This window comes from Blattabacterium cuenoti, assembly GCF_014252275.1.
Classification (GTDB): Bacteria; Bacteroidota; Bacteroidia; order Flavobacteriales; family Blattabacteriaceae; genus Blattabacterium; species Blattabacterium cuenoti_O.
In genome coordinates this window covers 113,976-129,278 of sequence record NZ_CP059214.1, presented here as the reverse complement: position 1 = coordinate 129,278, position 15,303 = coordinate 113,976, and the positions used below count along the sequence as shown (strand labels likewise).

Genomic DNA, 15,303 nt, shown 5'->3' with positions numbered 1-15,303 from the left:
AAAATAAAAAATGCAAATACATAATTTTTATGATTATTGTTTCATAATCTCCGATATTCTTGATTTTTTAAATCATTTACTAAACCCTAGGTGGATTTTTGTGCATTTTGGAAATACAGCATTATTGATTCTTTTAGCTATTGTATTTTCAGAAACCGGGTTGTTTATTGGATTTTTTTTACCAGGAGATTCTTTGTTATTTACAGCAGGAATTTTTGGTGAAGATTTACGGAAAAATTTTTACAATATTCCTTTTTTTGTGATTATTCTCCTCGTTGCTTTAGCAGCAGTATTAGGAAACATACAAGGATATTGGTTAGGATATAAATCAGGAAAATTTTTGTATCAAAAAAAGGATTCTTTCTTTTTTAAAAAGAAACATTTAATCTTAGCAAAATTATTCTATAATCAATACAATTCTATAGCATTGGTCATTAGTAGATTTTTTCCTATATTTCGTACTTTTGCTCCTATTGTTGCCGGAATACTACATATAGATTTTAAAAAATTTATGATCTATAACGTGATTGGTGCATTAACATGGACATACTCCATTATGTTATCTGGACATTATTTAGATAAACATTTTCCAGAAATCAAAGACCATATTGAATGGATTATTGTAGCTATTATATGTATCACAACAGTTCCTTTTATTTTAACAATGAAAATCAAAAAAAAGAAATTTATTACTTAATTTTTTTTTTTTTTCTTCTGATAGAAAGAAAAAATTTTTTCATTAATAATTTGCATTGTTGTTCCATAATTCCAGAACTAAAAGTAGTTTTAGGATGCAATCGTATTCCATACCCTAAAAATCCTAGATTGGAATGATTTGAAGCTCCATAAACTAATCTACCCATTCTAGATAAAAACAAAGCACCTGCACACATAACGCATGGTTCAATAGTCACATAAAGAGTACATTCTGTCATATATTTTTTTTCTAAATAATGAGAAGCTAGATTTAGTACTATAATTTCAGCATGTGCTGTAATATTTTTTGATTTTTCGGTTAAGTTATGTGCTTTTGCAATTACAAAATTATTATGAATCATCACAGCACCTATAGGAATTTCATTTTTATGAAATGCAATACAAGCCTCTTGAAATGCAATGTTCATAAAGAACATATCTTTTTTCATGATGAATTTTCTTTTACCTGATTTTCTGATTCTTTAGAACTCTTTGCAATTATTCGAGATGTTGTAATCTTCACTATCATTGTATTTGAAGGATGTAAAATATCATATTTTTCATTATGTAAATGTTTCACTGTTATTTTATCACCAATGTCTAATTTATCAGTAGACAATTCTATATAATCTGGAATATTCTTTGGTAAAGATTTGATTTTTAATTTTTTTATAGGAGAATAAAAGAGACCACCCTTAGAAACTCCAATTGGTCTTCCGGTATATTTTAATGGAATTTCTAACACAACAGGTTTTAATTCATCGAATTTATAAAAATCTACATGAAGTGGATGGTCATTAACAGGATCAAATTGTACTTCTTTACGGATTGTATGGATATTTTTTTCATAATTTTCAATGGTTATCACTACTCTATAGACCTCTTGCTTATGAATGATTTTTTTGATTTCTTCCAATGAAATTGAAAATGGAATGTTGATATTTTTTCCGTATAAAATGCATGGAATTTGATCTGAACGTCGAAGAAAACGGACTGTTTTTTTTCCAATATCTCTTCTTTTACCGTATATATTTACCTGTTTCATACTTAAATTATAAATTTATTGCTTATGGACTCATCATTTTTTATAGATTTCATCACTTCTGCAAAAAGTGGAGCACAAGAGATGACACGTATTTTTTGATTTGTTTGATGTTTTTTGATAGGAATAGTATCTGTGACTACTAATTCTTCAATAGAAGATTGATAGATTTTATCGTATGAATTTCCTGATAATACCGGATGTGTAGCAATTGCACGAACACTCAATGCTCCTTGTTGTTTAATTAAATTTGCGGCTTCTGTTAATGTTCCTGCAGTATCTACCATGTCATCTATCAGTACGATATTTTTTCCTTTTACTTTTCCTATAAGATTCATGAATTCTATTTTATTTGCTTTTTTTCTTTCTTTATAACAAATCACTACATCTGTTCCTAAATATCCTGCATAGCTTCTTGCTCTTTTTGCTCCACCCATATCTGGAGAAGCGATAGTTAGACGATCAATATTTAATTTTTTAATATAATCAATAAAAATTCTAGAAGCATATAAATGATCTACAGGAATATCAAAAAATCCTTGTATTTGATCTGCATGTAAATCCATAGTGATTAATCTGGTAGCTCCAGAAGAGACCATTAATTGTGCAACAAGTTTTGCTGCAATTGGCGTTCTTGGTTGATCTTTATGATCTTGCCTTGCCCATCCAAAGTAAGGAATTACCAGTGTTATGTTATAAGCAGATGCCCTCCTAGCAGCATCACACATTAATAGGAGTTCCATGAGATTATCGACTGGAGGAAAAGTAGATCCAATTAAAAATACTCTACAACCACGAACAGATTCTTGAAAATGTGGAATATATTCTCCATCACTAAATTCTAGAAACTTTACTTTTCCAAGTAATTTTCCATAATATTGAGATATATTTTTAGATAATTCCAATCCACGTCTTGTAGAGAAAAAGAGAACTTTTTGATTCATATCTATATTTTTTATGCAAAAATACTTCTAAAAGAAAAAATAAACATATTTTTAAATCATGAGACAATATTTGGAGCTGATACAACAAGTTTTGCAACATGGAAAAAAAAGAAACGACCGAACCGGTGTTGGAACCAAAAGTATATTTGGATATCAAATGCGATTTGATTTAAAGAAAGGATTTCCATTGTTAACTACTAAAAAAATGAGTATAAAATCCATAATCCATGAACTTCTTTGGTTTTTAAAAGGAGATACTAATATACAATATTTGAAAGATAATAAAGTAACAATTTGGAATGAATGGGCTGATAAGAATGGAGAATTAGGACCTATATATGGATATCAATGGAGAAAATGGCCTACATATTATCGTGGAAATGAAATATGTGTTGATCAAATATCCAACGTAATCAAAGAAATTCGATATAATCCAACCTCTCGACGTCTTATTGTCTCTTCTTGGAATGTAGGAATGATTAAATTTATGGCATTACCTCCTTGTCATGTCATGTTTCAATTATTCGTTGATAATGAAAAGAAACAATTGTCTTTACTTCTATATCAAAGAAGTGCGGATATTTTTCTTGGACTACCTTTTAATATTGCTTCCTATTCTTTGTTGTTAACAATGATTGCTCATATCTTGAATTTTAGAGAACACGAGTTTATCCATTTTATAGGTGATGCGCATATCTATATGAACCATATAAAACAAGTAAAAAAACAATTAAAAAGAAATCCAAGAGATCTTCCAAAAATTATAATCAATCCGATGATAAAAAATATTTTTGAATTTTCTTTTGAAGATTTTCAATTAAAAAATTACCATCCATTTTCACACATTAAAGGAGATATTGCTATTTAAAATTAAAAAATAGATTATTTAGATCGATCTATCTAACAACCAATTTTTAAATTCATTGAAATTATTTTTTATAGCATTTTTTTTTACTTCTCCTATTGATTTTAAAAATTTTTTTATTTTTTTAGGAAAAAAAACTTCTTTTCTCAAAGAAAAAGGAATTTTATCCAAAAATTTAACGGGATGTGCAGTTTCCAAAAAAACGGATAAATATGGAGTTTTTGGATCTTTATATAAATATTTTGTAGCTCCTAAATATCCAACTGCTCCATGTGGATCTAACATATATTTATGATTTTTCCAGACTTTTTTGATCATGGACAATGTATTATAATCGGTAAATCGAAAAGAAGATAATTTCTTTTTCAATGAAAACATATTTTTTTTATATAAAAAATTCCATATTCTTGGAAAATTACTGGGATTGGCAATATCCATTGCATTAGAAATTGTTTTTTTCACATTAATAGGATGATATATTCCAGATTTCATGAATCTTGGAATAGTATCGTTGATGTTTGTAGATGCAACAAATCCATGGATAGGTAACCCCATTCTTTCAGCGATCATTCCTGCACATATGTTTCCAAAATTACCACTAGGAACCGAAAAAATTATTTTTTTCCCTCCATACATTTCTTTTATATTTTTATAAGCAGAAAAATAATAAAACATTTGAGGTAATAATCTTGCTGTATTAATTGAATTCGCTGATGTTAATGTATATTTTTTTTTTATTTGTTTATCTGAAAAAGCTTTTTTTACCATTTTTTGACAATCATCAAAATTTCCAAAAATTTCTAATGCAAATACATTAGAAGAATTTAATGAAGCAATTTGTTTTTCCTGTAAAGGACTAATTCCATTATGTGGATATAAAATAATAACTTCAATTCCACTTTTATTATTAAATCCTTTTGCTACGGCTCCTCCAGTATCCCCAGATGTAGCAACTAAAACTGTAAATTTTTTTCCTATTTTTTCATAAAAATAACTTAAACATTCAGACATAAATTTTGCTCCAATATCTTTAAAAGCGAGAGTAGGACCATGAAATAGTTCTAATGCATAAATATTATCATGGATATTCTTTATTGGAAAATCAAATTGTATTGTATTTTTAATAATTTCTTCTATTCTATCATCAGGAATGGAATTTCCAATATATGGAATAATTACTTCTCTAGCAATATGATGAATATCATAACTTGTTATTTGTTCAAAGAATGATGGATTCAATCTTGGAATAGATTGAGGAACGTATAAATCTCCATCCGAGGATAATCCAGATAAAACAGTATGTTCAAAAGAAGATAAATTATTTCTATTTGTTAAACTGTGATACAACATATTTTATTAATTTTTCTTTCATTAAAAAATCTTAATCCATTTCAACCCTTCTTGATTAATAGGAGATGTATAGGTTTTATATCCAATTTTTAGGGAAGAGTATACTTGATTCATAACTTCAGTGACTTTTTTTGCGGTTTGATTTCCTTTGCTTAACATAAAAACCGAAGGACCAGAACCAGATATTCCCCCTCCTAATGCACCAATTTCTTTGCATCTTATTTTTAATTCATAAAATGATGGAATAAGGATGGATCGTATCGGTTCTACAATAACATCTTCTAAAGATCGACTAATTAACGCATAATTTTCTTGATACAATCCTGCTACCAATGCACCAATATTACCCCATTGACGTATCGCATCTGTCATTAATATTTTTCTTTTCAAAATGTTTCTTGCATCAGATGTTTTAATTTCAATTTGTGGATGAATGATACTTACCCATAATTCATTAGGGGCATGTAATCTTGTAATATCTAAAGGTTGATAACTTCTTACCAAAGTCAACCCTCCCATGATGGCAGGTGCAACATTATCAGCATGTGCAGTTCCACTTGCTATACGCTCCCCTTCCATTGCAAATCGAATTAATTGGATATTATTAAAAGGATTCCCTAATAAGATATTTGCGCCAAAAACCACTCCAGCGGCACTCGCAGCACTCGAACCTATTCCACTACCGGGATTAATATTTTTTATTAATTCTACTTCAAATCCTATTTTTTCATCTTGATCATTTTTTTGATGAAATTTTTGTTTTTGTTGATATTTTTCTAATAAAAATTGTAAAGCTACAAACGCAACGTTTTTATTAGGATCTTTAGGCAATGAAGATCCACAAATTTTATTTATTCGAATTCCAGGATGATTAGATTTATATAAATGAATTTCATCTTTTGGAAAATCTAAAGCTAATCCGATAATATCGAATCCACAAACTACATTTGCCACAGTAGCCGGAGAAAATATTTTAATTGCCTTCATGATTTTTATTTAGTAGCTTTAATAATATCAGAAAAAACTCCCGAAGCAGTTACTTCTGCACCAGCACCTGCCCCTTTTATGATTAGAGGCTGTTCTTCATATCGAGAAGTATTATATAAAACCATATTATCTTTTCCTTCTAATTGAAAAAATGGATGATTTCGTTTAATGGACTCCAATCCTACGAAAGCTTTTCCATTTTCGTAACGTGCAACGAAACGTAATCTTGATTGATTTTTCTCCGAAACATTTCGTATGTTTAAAAAATGTTCATTATATTTTTTCAATTCTTGATAAAAACTTTTTATCGAATTAGATTGATAACAACTTTTCGGTAGAAAAGATGTTTGATTTATATCTTTTAATTCCAATGAAGAACCACACTCTCTTGCAAGAATGAGAATTTTTCTCATCACGTCTAATCCACTTAAATCTATTCTAGGATCTGGTTCTGTATATCCTTTTAATTGAGCTTCTTGAACTACTTCTGAAAAAGTAATATCATTAATGAAGTGATTGAATATGAAATTTAAACTTCCTGATAATACAGCTTCTATTTTATGAATTTTATCTCCACTATTAATTAGATCATTGAGGGTACTAATAACCGGTAAACTAGCACCAACATTAGTTTCAAATAAAAATGGAGCATTAAAATTTCTAGAAAGTGTTTTTAATTTTTTATATTGACTATAAGTTGAAGAACAAGCAATTTTATTACAAGTGATTACTCCAATTCCATGTTTTAAAAATTCTCCGTAAATTTTTGCTGTTTCTTCACTTGCAGTATTATCAACAAATAAACTATTTCTTAAGTTTAACTTCCATACTTTTTTTATGAAAGAAATTATATTCATTTTCTCTCCTTCTTGATTAAGAAATTCTTTCCAATGACGGAGATTAATTCCATGATCATGAAAATACATTTTTTTACTATTCGAAATTCCTATAACTCTCATTTGAAGTTTTAATTCTTCCAACAGATAATTTTTTTGTTGATCGATTTGTTCAAGTAATTTGCTTCCTACATTTCCTAATCCACAAACAAATAGATTAATCTGTTTTGTGGGCATTTTAAAAAATGCTTCGTGTAAGGTATTTAATGCTTTTTTAAAATCTTTTTTTTGAATCACGGCCGATATATTTTTTTCAGTAGATCCCTGTGCAATAGCTCTTACATTAATACTGTTTCTTCCTAGTGAAGAAAACATTTTTCCACTGGTCCCGTGAAGATTTTTCATATTTTCTCCTACTACTGCAATAATACAAAGATCTTTCTCAATTCTTAATGGATCAATACGTTTTTGTTTTATTTCTTGATAAAATTCAAGATCTATCGCTGATTTAGCTTTTACAACATCTGTTTCATGAATTCCTGTTGTTATTGAATGTTCTGAAGAACTTTGAGTTATCAAAATAACATTTATTTTTTCTCTTGATAGAGCGGCGAATAATCTTTTTGAATATCCAGGAACTCCAACCATCCCACTTCCTTCTAAAGTAATTAATGAAATCTGCTGAATTCCAGAAATTCCGGTTACTGGTTGACTAATATTTTTATTTTTATTGATATAAATGATAGTCCCCTCATCTAAGGGAAAAAATGTATTTTTTATATGAATAGGAATGTTCTTTTTCATAGCAGGTTGTATAGTCGGAGGATAAATTACCTTTGCACCAAAATGCGATAGTTCCATGGCTTCTTCATAGGATATTTCTCTGATAGGAAAAGCTTGATTCACTATTTTTGGATTCGCTGTCATCATTCCACTTACATCTGTCCATATTTCTAGTAATCTAGCAGATGTAGCTGCAGCAATAATTGCAGAAGTATAATCAGATCCTCCTCTTCCCAGGGTTGTTGTTTCCTTTCTTCTAGTAGCACCAATGAATCCAGGAAAAACTACGTATTTATATGTATTTTTTAAAAAAAATTGATCAATTTGTTGATTACTTTTCATAAAATCTACTTGCGCACATCCAAATTGTGAATCAGTAGTAATTAAATCTCGACTATCCTTACAAATAGCATCTAAACCACATTGTTTTAATTTTTCTGAAATAAGAAATGAAGAACTAAGTTCTCCAAAACTCATAATTTTATCCAAAGAACGTTTCGATAATTCTTCTACTTGAAAAATTCCGTCACAAAGGTTTTCTAAATCATTGATATTTTTTTTGATCCAACTAATTAAATGACTATGGTAAGTGATTGGGAATAATTCTCTAATTATATTAATATGACGAATTTCTATGTGTTCTAATATATTTTTATAAACATTCTTTCTGTTAGAAGCTAATTTTCCACATTGAACTAACTGATCTGTTATCTTTCCTAAAGCAGATACAATAATTGCATATTTTCCATTAGGTTTTTTTTCTAATAAAGAACAAATTCGTTTTATGGAATGAGAATTAGCAACAGAACTTCCTCCAAACTTTAAAACTTGCATTATTTTTAACTATTTTTTACAATCTTTCCCATTATTATAAATATGTTAACAAAAATAATGATAATTTATGGAGACATATGTTTTTTTATGATTTGTTTGTATAAAATTTAAATTTATCAAAATGTTTTGTAAATATCGACTGAAAGTGGATCATAAAAATAAGTTTTTCTTTGATTTGATTCCTTCAAAGAAAGAACTTGGATATGATTCCTTAATCTTCTTTATTGAATGAATATGTAGTTCTTAAATAAATGGAGTAAGTACTTGTTATATCTAAAGAAAATTTTTTTATATGCATTTAACTTCTTATGAAAAGGAAAAAATTCTTCTGTACGTTGCGGGAGAATTATCAAAAAAACGTTTAAAAAGAGGTGTAAAATTGAATTATCCTGAATCTTTAGCACTCATTACTCATCACATCATGGAAGGTGCGAGAGATGGAAAAACAGTAAAACAATTAATGAATGAATCGAGTAGTATTTTAAACAATGAACAAGTTATGGATGGGGTAGATGAATTACTTAATGTTGTTCAAGTAGAAGCTACATTTCCAGATGGAAAAAAATTAGTTACTATCCATAATCCCATTAAAAAAATAAAATCATATCTAAATAAAATGATACCGGGAGAATATAAATTATTGAAGGAAGATATTCCTCTCCTTTCTGGAAGAAGGAGAATTCATAGGATTGTATCAAATGTAGGTACGCGTCCTATCCAAGTGGGGTCCCATTATCATTTTTATGAAACTAATAGATTCCTTCTTTTTGAAAGAAAAGGAACTCAAGGATATCGATTAGATGTTCCCTCAGGACGTTCAATACGTTTTGAATCAGGAGAAACAAAAAAAGTGGATTTGGTAAAAATAGGAGGAAATCAAAAAATTTATGGTTTTTCAGGAAAAGTAAATACAAAAGTATGAAACAAATAGATAGAATTTCTTATGCAAATATGTATGGTCCTACTACAGGAGATAAAATTCGTTTAGGAGATACTTGCCTTTGGATTGAAATAGAAAAAGATTATACATTTTATGGAGATGAATGTGTGTTTGGAGGAGGAAAAGTAATTCGAGATGGAATGGGACAACATGCGACGGCCACCAAAGAGGAAGGAGTATTAGATTTAGTTTTGACAAATGCCATTATTATCGATTATTGGGGCATTGTCAAAGCTGACATTGGAATAAAAAATGGAATGATTGTATCTATTGGAAAATCTGGAAATCCTGATATAATGGATGGAGTCAATAATAATATGATCATCGGAGTTGGAACAGAAGTAATTTCTTCAGAAAATTTCATTGTAACCGCTGGTTGTGTTGATAGTCATGTTCATTATATATGTCCACAGTTATTTAACCTAGCGTTGGAAAGCGGAACAACAACCATTATTGGAGGTGGAACTGGACCTGCTACGGGAACAATTGCAACTAATTGTACTTCAGGAGCATGGAATATAAAAAATATGTTAAAAAGTACTGATCATATTCCAGTTAACTTACTTCTTCTTGCTAAGGGAAATAGTTCCAATCCTAACGCGTTAATAGAACAATTAGATGCTGGTGCTGGAGGATTAAAAATACATGAAGATTGGGGAAGTACTCCACATGTGATTGAAAAATGTTTAGATCTATCCGAAAAATATGATATACAAGTAAATATCCATACCGATTCATTGAATGAATCAGGATATATAGAGGACACCATAAAAGCATTTAAAAACTGTACGATTCATACCTATCATACAGAAGGAGCTGGTGGAGGACATGCCCCTGATTTATTAAAAGTCATTTCATTAGAAAATGTTCTACCTTCTTCTACTACACCCACTATGCCTTATACAAGGAATACTATTGATGAACATTTTGATATGTTGATGATATGTCATCATTTAGATGATAAATTACCAGAAGATATTGCTTTTGCACAATCACGAATAAGATCAGAAACTATTAGTGCTGAAGGTGTACTCCATGATATGGGTGCGATTAGTATGACCAGTTCTGATTCTCAAGCTATGGGAAGGATTGGGGAAGTTATAACGAGAACATGGCAAACTGCGGATAAAATGAAAAAACAAATAGGTCCAATAAATAAGGAAGATAGGGAAAATAGGAACGATAATTTCCGAGTAAAACGATATATTTCTAAATATACAATTAATCCGTCTATTACTCATGGTATTTCTGAATATGTAGGTTCTATACAAGTAGGAAAAATAGCAGATATGGTATTATGGAAACCTTCTTTTTTTGGAGTTAAACCAGAATTAGTCATAAAAGGAGGAATGATTATCTATGCCGCTTTAGGAGATCCTAATGCCACTATTCCAACTCCTCAACCATTTATGTATCGAAAAATGTTTGGATATTTTAATCCAAAATTAAGTAGTCTTTTTGTTTCAAAAAATTCTATGAGTAATCATATATTTTTTCAAAATGAAATTAATAAACAAATACGATTAGTGAAAGGATGTCGAACCATTAGTAAAAAAAATATGATTTTAAATGAACAAACTCCAAATATCGAAATTGATCCGAAAAAATATAGTGTATTTATTAATGGAGAAAAAATACAATCCATTCCTTCTGAGGTTGTTCCCCTTGCTCAAAGGTATTTCTTATTTTAGTAAAAAAAATACCCAAGGCGGGATTTGAACCCGCATGATAATGATTATATCACTGGATTTTGAGTCCAGCGCGTATACCTAATTCCGCCACTTGGGTAATCGTTTTAAGATAAAATAGAAATACTATTTATAGATATATGAACTTTTTTGAAAAAATTTATCGTTTCTTTTACTCCTTCTTTAGGGTATAAATAACAAACCCTTTTAATATTTGATAAATATATTAATTTACTGCATTCTTTGCACGGAAAATGTGTAATGTATATTATCGAATGATTGAAAAATTTTGGAAATCTTGCATCTAGTTTAAAAATGGCATTAGCTTCTGCATGAATCACATACCATTTTGTATCTCCATAAACATCTTCGCACTTTCCATGATATCCGTATGGAGTTTGATTATACCCATGAGATACAATTTTATTATCATAAACAATTACTGCACCAACTTTTTTTTTTTACAAACAGAATATGTTGATTGCTCAATCGCCATTTTCATATAAATAACGTCTCTGTTATTTTTTTTTATAAATTCCATAGTCATGAAAAGAATAGAAACCATGAAAAATACAAAAATAAATTTTTTAAAAAAAATTTATAAAAAAAAAAAGGTCTTTTTCTTGTAGAAGGAGTAAAAGAATTTCTATTAGCTATTAAAAATCAATTTATTCCAAACACAATATTCATATGCAATTCTATATTTGATCATCAACGTATAGTTCAACCATATTACAAGATTACATATTGTATAAATAAGAAAGTATTTAAAAAGATTTCCTACAGAGAAAATTCTGGTGGAATAGTAGCATTGTTTCAAGAAAAAAGGAGATGGAATCATCAATTAAAAAATATTAATTTTTTAAAAGAAAAAGATTATTCTTTACTTGTATTAGATGGAATAGAAAATCCGGGAAATTTAGGTGCTATTTTCCGAACATCTTTAGCGATTGGATTTGATATGATTATATTATCAAATATCAAGACATATATTTTTAATCCTAATGTAATTAGATGTAGTTTAGGATATGTTTTTAGCATCAATATCTATATAGAAAATAAAATAAATTGTGTAATAAAATGGTTAAAAAAAAATAAATTCCAAATTTTTACGACAGGATGTAATCAAAAATCAACGAATTTATACAAATGTCAATTTACCCATTCTAAAATAGCATTGGTTCTTGGATCCGAAAATAAGGGTTTATCTCATATTTGGTTTCGTGAATCACATAAAGTTTTACATATTCCTATGTTTGGATATATCGATTCATTAAACGTAAGTAATGCAATGTCGATCATAGGATATGAAATTATGAGACAAAGAAATTATCTTTGATGGTTTAACCCAATTTTTAATAGATGTTTTTCGTATACATCATCAATTTTTAGATTCTTTTTTTTTGAGGATTGTAAAGAAATTTGGTCACAATAATCATTGATATAGTGATTATTATGTGATTTAATCCAATGAAATGTAACTAAATTTCTATTAAATATTTTGATAAATCTTTTCCATAAATCTATATTTTTTTTTTTATAAAAATTATTCTTTTTCCACTTATCAATCCAATGATTTTTCACTGCATTAACAACATATTTTGAATCAGTAAATATTGATACAGAATATTTTTTTTTTTTATTTTTTCTAATCCAATGATAATTGCTAATAATTCCATTCTATTATTTGTTGTATAACGGTATCCTTCATTCAGAATAGTGGTTTTATAAAAATGAGAATTATTCGAAAATATTTCGATAAAAATACCATATCCTCCAACCCCAGGATTTCCTCTTGAAGATCCATCTGTATAAATATGAATTTTCCTATTGTTATTCATAAAATTTTATGATTATTATCTTTTACGTTCAAATTTTTCTAACTGATACTTGTTTCTTTGATGAAACATTTTGTTTTATAATAAAAGGATTAGTTAGAATTTTTTTATTTAATCAATGCAATAACTTAAGATCCATTTATAAATAAATTTAAAAATATAGTATTTTTTGTTTATACCAAATTATAAAATCTATAATCACAATATCCAGGGTAGACGTTGTACGATGAATCATCATCTATGGATAATTAATGATCATCTAATATTTTTTTATACATACAAAAAAATCCATTAAAAATCAACTACTTTTCCTTAAACACATTTGGAGAAAACTAATATATAATGAGGATAATAATTTTCTTAAAGTAAATATAAAAAAGAAAATAAAGACTAAAATGAGATCAAAAATTTTAAAAATAACATGTAAAATACAACAATAAGAATAATATTTTTGTTATTTTCATTAAAAATAATATTAATAACTAATGCATAATTTACTGTATAATGTCATATTTTTGTAAAAAAAATATGATAATGTACATTGTATTACATTATTTATGATATGTATACCTTAGGAGAGTTTATTATAAAAAATAAAGATTGTTTTTCTTATTCAACGGAATCATTGTTACGATTATTTAGTTGTATAAAATTAGCTTCTAAAGAAATTCATAAAGAGGTAAATAAAGCGGGATTAACAAAAAAAATTATAGGAGTTTCTGGAGTAAAAAATATACAAGGGGAAGTACAGAAAAAAGTAGATGATTTTGCTAATCAAGCGTTTATTAATTCTTTTAAAAGTAGAAATGTTGTTTGCGGAATAGCATCGGAAGAAAGTAAGAATTTTATAGAAATAAAAAATAAAAAAATCATGAACAATCCATATATTGTTTTGATAGATCCTCTTGATGGATCTTCTAATATCGATGTGAATGTATCAATTGGAACAATTTTTTCTGTCTATATGAGATCATCTTCCACAAAAGATCATTTATCAATCAATGATTTTTTACAAGTAGGAAATCGTCAAATCCTAGCAGGTTACATTATTTATGGATCTTCGACTATATTAGTATATAGTGTAGGAAATGGAGTACATGGATTTACTTTAGATCCTTCTATTGGAACCTTTTATTTATCACATCCTAATCTTTTTTTTCCTAAGAATGGAAATATATATTCTGTTAATGAAGGAAATTATACGCGATTTTCTAATGGAATTAAGAGATTTTTGAGGTATTGTCAAGAAGAAAAAGAAAATCGACCTTATACGGCAAGATACATTGGATCTTTGGTCGGTGATTTTCATCGAAACTTAATTAAAGGTGGAATCTATATGTATCCAAAAACGGTTTTTTTCCCAGAAGGAAAATTAAGATTACTTTATGAATGTAATCCCATTGCTTTTCTTACAGAACAAGCGGGTGGAAAAGCTTCTGATGGTAAAAGAAGGATATTAGATATTTTACCTAAAAATCTACATCAAAGAACTCCTTTCTTTTGTGGTCCCAAAGAAATGGTTGAAAAATTAGAAGAGTTTACAAATGAATAAATTTTTTTTCAAAAAAAAGATAAAGAAAAAATTTTTTCAAATTATCATGAAACATGGTCATTGTCTATTCATTGATCCTATTCTTTCGTTTTTTACTATAGAAAATCAAAATTTCGAAAAAAGTTCATCAATGCTAATTGGAACAATTGTAAAAAAAAAATTATCAGAACATCTGTTGAAAGAAATAAAATAAAAAGATTTATCAAAGAATCGTTTATATATCATAAAAAAATTCTTATGAACGAAAAAAAATGTTTTTATGTCATTTTTATATATAAATCATCAATTAGGTATAATCATCAACACATCAACCATTCTATTAAAAAAATTCTTCATGAAATGAAGAATCAATTTTGAAATAATTGTGAGGCATTCGCTCCAAATATTTTAACAGCAAATGCTAATAAAACAATACCAAAAACTTTTTTTAAGATATCTAATCCATTATTTCCTATTTTTTTTGCTATGGCATCACAATTATCGACAACAAAATAAACAACAAATAGATTAAGGATAAGAGATAAGAGAATAATATTAACATTATATGTAGTTCTTAGAGAAATTAACGTTGTTAACGATCCAGGTCCTGCGATCAAAGGAAATGCAATGGGGACGACCGACGTTTGTGAGTGTTTAGTGATTTTATGAAAATCTACTCCTAGTATCATCTCTAATCCAATTAAAAATAAAACAATGGATCCTGCTACGGAAAAAGAATAAACATCAACTCCAATGATTTTTAGAATAGGTTGACCTAAAAATAAAAAGAATAAAAATATGATTAGAGAAGTTATGATAATTTTTTTTGTATCTATAACCATTCCTTTCGATTTAAATCCCATAATAATAGGAGCATTTCCCAATATATCAATAATACTAAAAAGTATCATAAAACAACTAATCAATGAATTTATCCATTCCATAATGAAAAAAAAAAATAGATCACAA

18 protein-coding genes, 1 tRNA gene and 1 pseudogene are annotated in these 15,303 nt (G+C 27.9%); 9 read left to right on the top strand and 11 right to left on the bottom strand.

Going from position 1 to position 15,303, the window contains the following annotated elements; genetic code table 11:
- Window positions 1-46 precede the first annotated feature (46 nt).
- Window positions 47-697 carry a DedA family protein gene (locus H0H42_RS00625; RefSeq protein WP_185868747.1) on the top strand — a complete coding sequence of 217 codons (651 nt, stop codon included), beginning with the start codon at window positions 47-49 and terminating at the stop codon, window positions 695-697.
- Here H0H42_RS00625 and H0H42_RS00620 read toward each other — a convergent pair.
- The 3 genes from H0H42_RS00620 to H0H42_RS00610 are packed head-to-tail and all read right to left on the bottom strand — an operon-like array spanning window position 690 to window position 2,682.
- Window positions 690-1,145 (bottom strand): nucleoside deaminase, encoded by a 456-nt coding sequence (locus H0H42_RS00620; protein WP_185868606.1) that lies wholly within the window; start codon window positions 1,143-1,145, stop codon window positions 690-692. The two genes, H0H42_RS00625 and H0H42_RS00620, sit on opposite strands and share 8 nt — an antisense overlap.
- On the bottom strand, window positions 1,142-1,741 hold the full coding sequence (locus H0H42_RS00615; protein WP_185868605.1) for a 50S ribosomal protein L25: 600 nt from the start codon (window positions 1,739-1,741) through the stop codon (window positions 1,142-1,144). Before H0H42_RS00615 ends, H0H42_RS00620 begins: the two co-directional genes overlap by 4 nt.
- Window positions 1,742-1,743: 2 nt before the next feature.
- The gene (locus H0H42_RS00610) at window positions 1,744-2,682 is read right to left on the bottom strand and encodes a ribose-phosphate diphosphokinase (RefSeq protein ID WP_185868604.1); all 939 of its coding nucleotides are present in this window, start codon (window positions 2,680-2,682) and stop codon (window positions 1,744-1,746) included.
- A gap of 58 nt (window positions 2,683-2,740) precedes the next feature.
- Here H0H42_RS00610 and H0H42_RS00605 point away from each other — a divergent pair, with 58 nt between their 5' ends.
- Window positions 2,741-3,550, top strand: coding sequence for a thymidylate synthase (locus H0H42_RS00605; protein WP_185868603.1), 810 nt, complete (start codon window positions 2,741-2,743; stop codon window positions 3,548-3,550).
- An 18-nt stretch (window positions 3,551-3,568) separates the two neighbouring features.
- On the opposite strand, the gene thrC is transcribed toward H0H42_RS00605, so the two are convergent.
- From thrC to thrA, 3 genes are read right to left on the bottom strand one after another with little or no spacing between them, the layout of a single operon-like run.
- Window positions 3,569-4,897: a threonine synthase gene (thrC, locus tag H0H42_RS00600; protein ID WP_185868602.1), complete on the bottom strand. Its 1,329-nt coding sequence runs from the start codon at window positions 4,895-4,897 to the stop codon at window positions 3,569-3,571.
- Window positions 4,898-4,918: 21 nt separating this feature from the next.
- Window positions 4,919-5,884 carry a homoserine kinase gene (locus tag H0H42_RS00595; protein WP_185868601.1) on the bottom strand — a complete coding sequence of 322 codons (966 nt, stop codon included), beginning with the start codon at window positions 5,882-5,884 and terminating at the stop codon, window positions 4,919-4,921.
- A 5-nt stretch (window positions 5,885-5,889) separates the two neighbouring features.
- Window positions 5,890-8,337 (bottom strand): bifunctional aspartate kinase/homoserine dehydrogenase I, encoded by a 2,448-nt coding sequence (gene thrA / locus H0H42_RS00590; RefSeq protein WP_185868600.1) that lies wholly within the window; start codon window positions 8,335-8,337, stop codon window positions 5,890-5,892.
- A gap of 292 nt (window positions 8,338-8,629) precedes the next feature.
- Here thrA and H0H42_RS00585 point away from each other — a divergent pair, with 292 nt between their 5' ends.
- On the top strand, window positions 8,630-9,259 hold the full coding sequence (locus tag H0H42_RS00585; RefSeq protein WP_185868599.1) for an urease subunit gamma: 630 nt from the start codon (window positions 8,630-8,632) through the stop codon (window positions 9,257-9,259).
- Window positions 9,256-10,968 carry an urease subunit alpha gene (gene ureC / locus H0H42_RS00580; RefSeq protein ID WP_185868598.1) on the top strand — a complete coding sequence of 571 codons (1,713 nt, stop codon included), beginning with the start codon at window positions 9,256-9,258 and terminating at the stop codon, window positions 10,966-10,968. The genes H0H42_RS00585 and ureC overlap by 4 nt, the downstream gene beginning before the upstream one ends.
- Before the next feature lie 9 nt (window positions 10,969-10,977).
- Here the strand turns inward: ureC and H0H42_RS00575 are convergent.
- Window positions 10,978-11,065, bottom strand: a tRNA-Leu gene (locus tag H0H42_RS00575).
- A gap of 7 nt (window positions 11,066-11,072) precedes the next feature.
- Complete coding sequence (locus H0H42_RS00570) at window positions 11,073-11,387, bottom strand: cytidine/deoxycytidylate deaminase family protein (RefSeq protein WP_317167343.1); 315 nt, start codon at window positions 11,385-11,387, stop codon at window positions 11,073-11,075.
- A 233-nt stretch (window positions 11,388-11,620) separates the two neighbouring features.
- Here H0H42_RS00570 and H0H42_RS02780 point away from each other — a divergent pair.
- Both H0H42_RS02780 and H0H42_RS00565 read left to right on the top strand, forming a co-directional pair.
- Window positions 11,621-11,716: pseudogene (locus H0H42_RS02780) on the top strand (hypothetical protein); the annotation flags it as partial.
- A gap of 60 nt (window positions 11,717-11,776) precedes the next feature.
- On the top strand, window positions 11,777-12,304 hold the full coding sequence (locus tag H0H42_RS00565; protein ID WP_223843698.1) for a TrmH family RNA methyltransferase: 528 nt from the start codon (window positions 11,777-11,779) through the stop codon (window positions 12,302-12,304).
- Here H0H42_RS00565 and H0H42_RS02765 read toward each other — a convergent pair.
- Both H0H42_RS02765 and H0H42_RS02760 read right to left on the bottom strand, forming a co-directional pair.
- Complete coding sequence (locus tag H0H42_RS02765) at window positions 12,295-12,549, bottom strand: RNase H family protein (protein ID WP_317167335.1); 255 nt, start codon at window positions 12,547-12,549, stop codon at window positions 12,295-12,297. The two genes, H0H42_RS00565 and H0H42_RS02765, sit on opposite strands and share 10 nt — an antisense overlap.
- The gene (locus tag H0H42_RS02760; RefSeq protein ID WP_317167334.1) at window positions 12,546-12,806 is read right to left on the bottom strand and encodes a ribonuclease HI; all 261 of its coding nucleotides are present in this window, start codon (window positions 12,804-12,806) and stop codon (window positions 12,546-12,548) included. Before H0H42_RS02760 ends, H0H42_RS02765 begins: the two co-directional genes overlap by 4 nt.
- Before the next feature lie 559 nt (window positions 12,807-13,365).
- On the opposite strand from H0H42_RS02760, the gene fbp reads away from it, so the two are divergent.
- Genes fbp through H0H42_RS02775 form a run of 3 tightly spaced genes read left to right on the top strand, consistent with a single transcriptional unit; the run spans window position 13,366 to window position 14,712 of the window.
- Complete coding sequence (fbp, locus tag H0H42_RS00555; RefSeq protein WP_185868746.1) at window positions 13,366-14,355, top strand: class 1 fructose-bisphosphatase; 990 nt, start codon at window positions 13,366-13,368, stop codon at window positions 14,353-14,355.
- Window positions 14,356-14,401: 46 nt separating this feature from the next.
- Entirely contained in the window at window positions 14,402-14,548 is a 147-nt protein-coding gene (locus H0H42_RS00550) for a hypothetical protein (protein WP_185868597.1), read from the top strand.
- Complete coding sequence (locus H0H42_RS02775; protein WP_185868745.1) at window positions 14,482-14,712, top strand: ribonuclease P protein component; 231 nt, start codon at window positions 14,482-14,484, stop codon at window positions 14,710-14,712. Before H0H42_RS00550 ends, H0H42_RS02775 begins: the two co-directional genes overlap by 67 nt.
- Here H0H42_RS02775 and H0H42_RS00540 read toward each other — a convergent pair.
- Window positions 14,703-15,278, bottom strand: coding sequence for a MarC family protein (locus H0H42_RS00540; protein ID WP_185868596.1), 576 nt, complete (start codon window positions 15,276-15,278; stop codon window positions 14,703-14,705). The two genes, H0H42_RS02775 and H0H42_RS00540, sit on opposite strands and share 10 nt — an antisense overlap.
- Window positions 15,279-15,303: the final 25 nt, after the last annotated feature.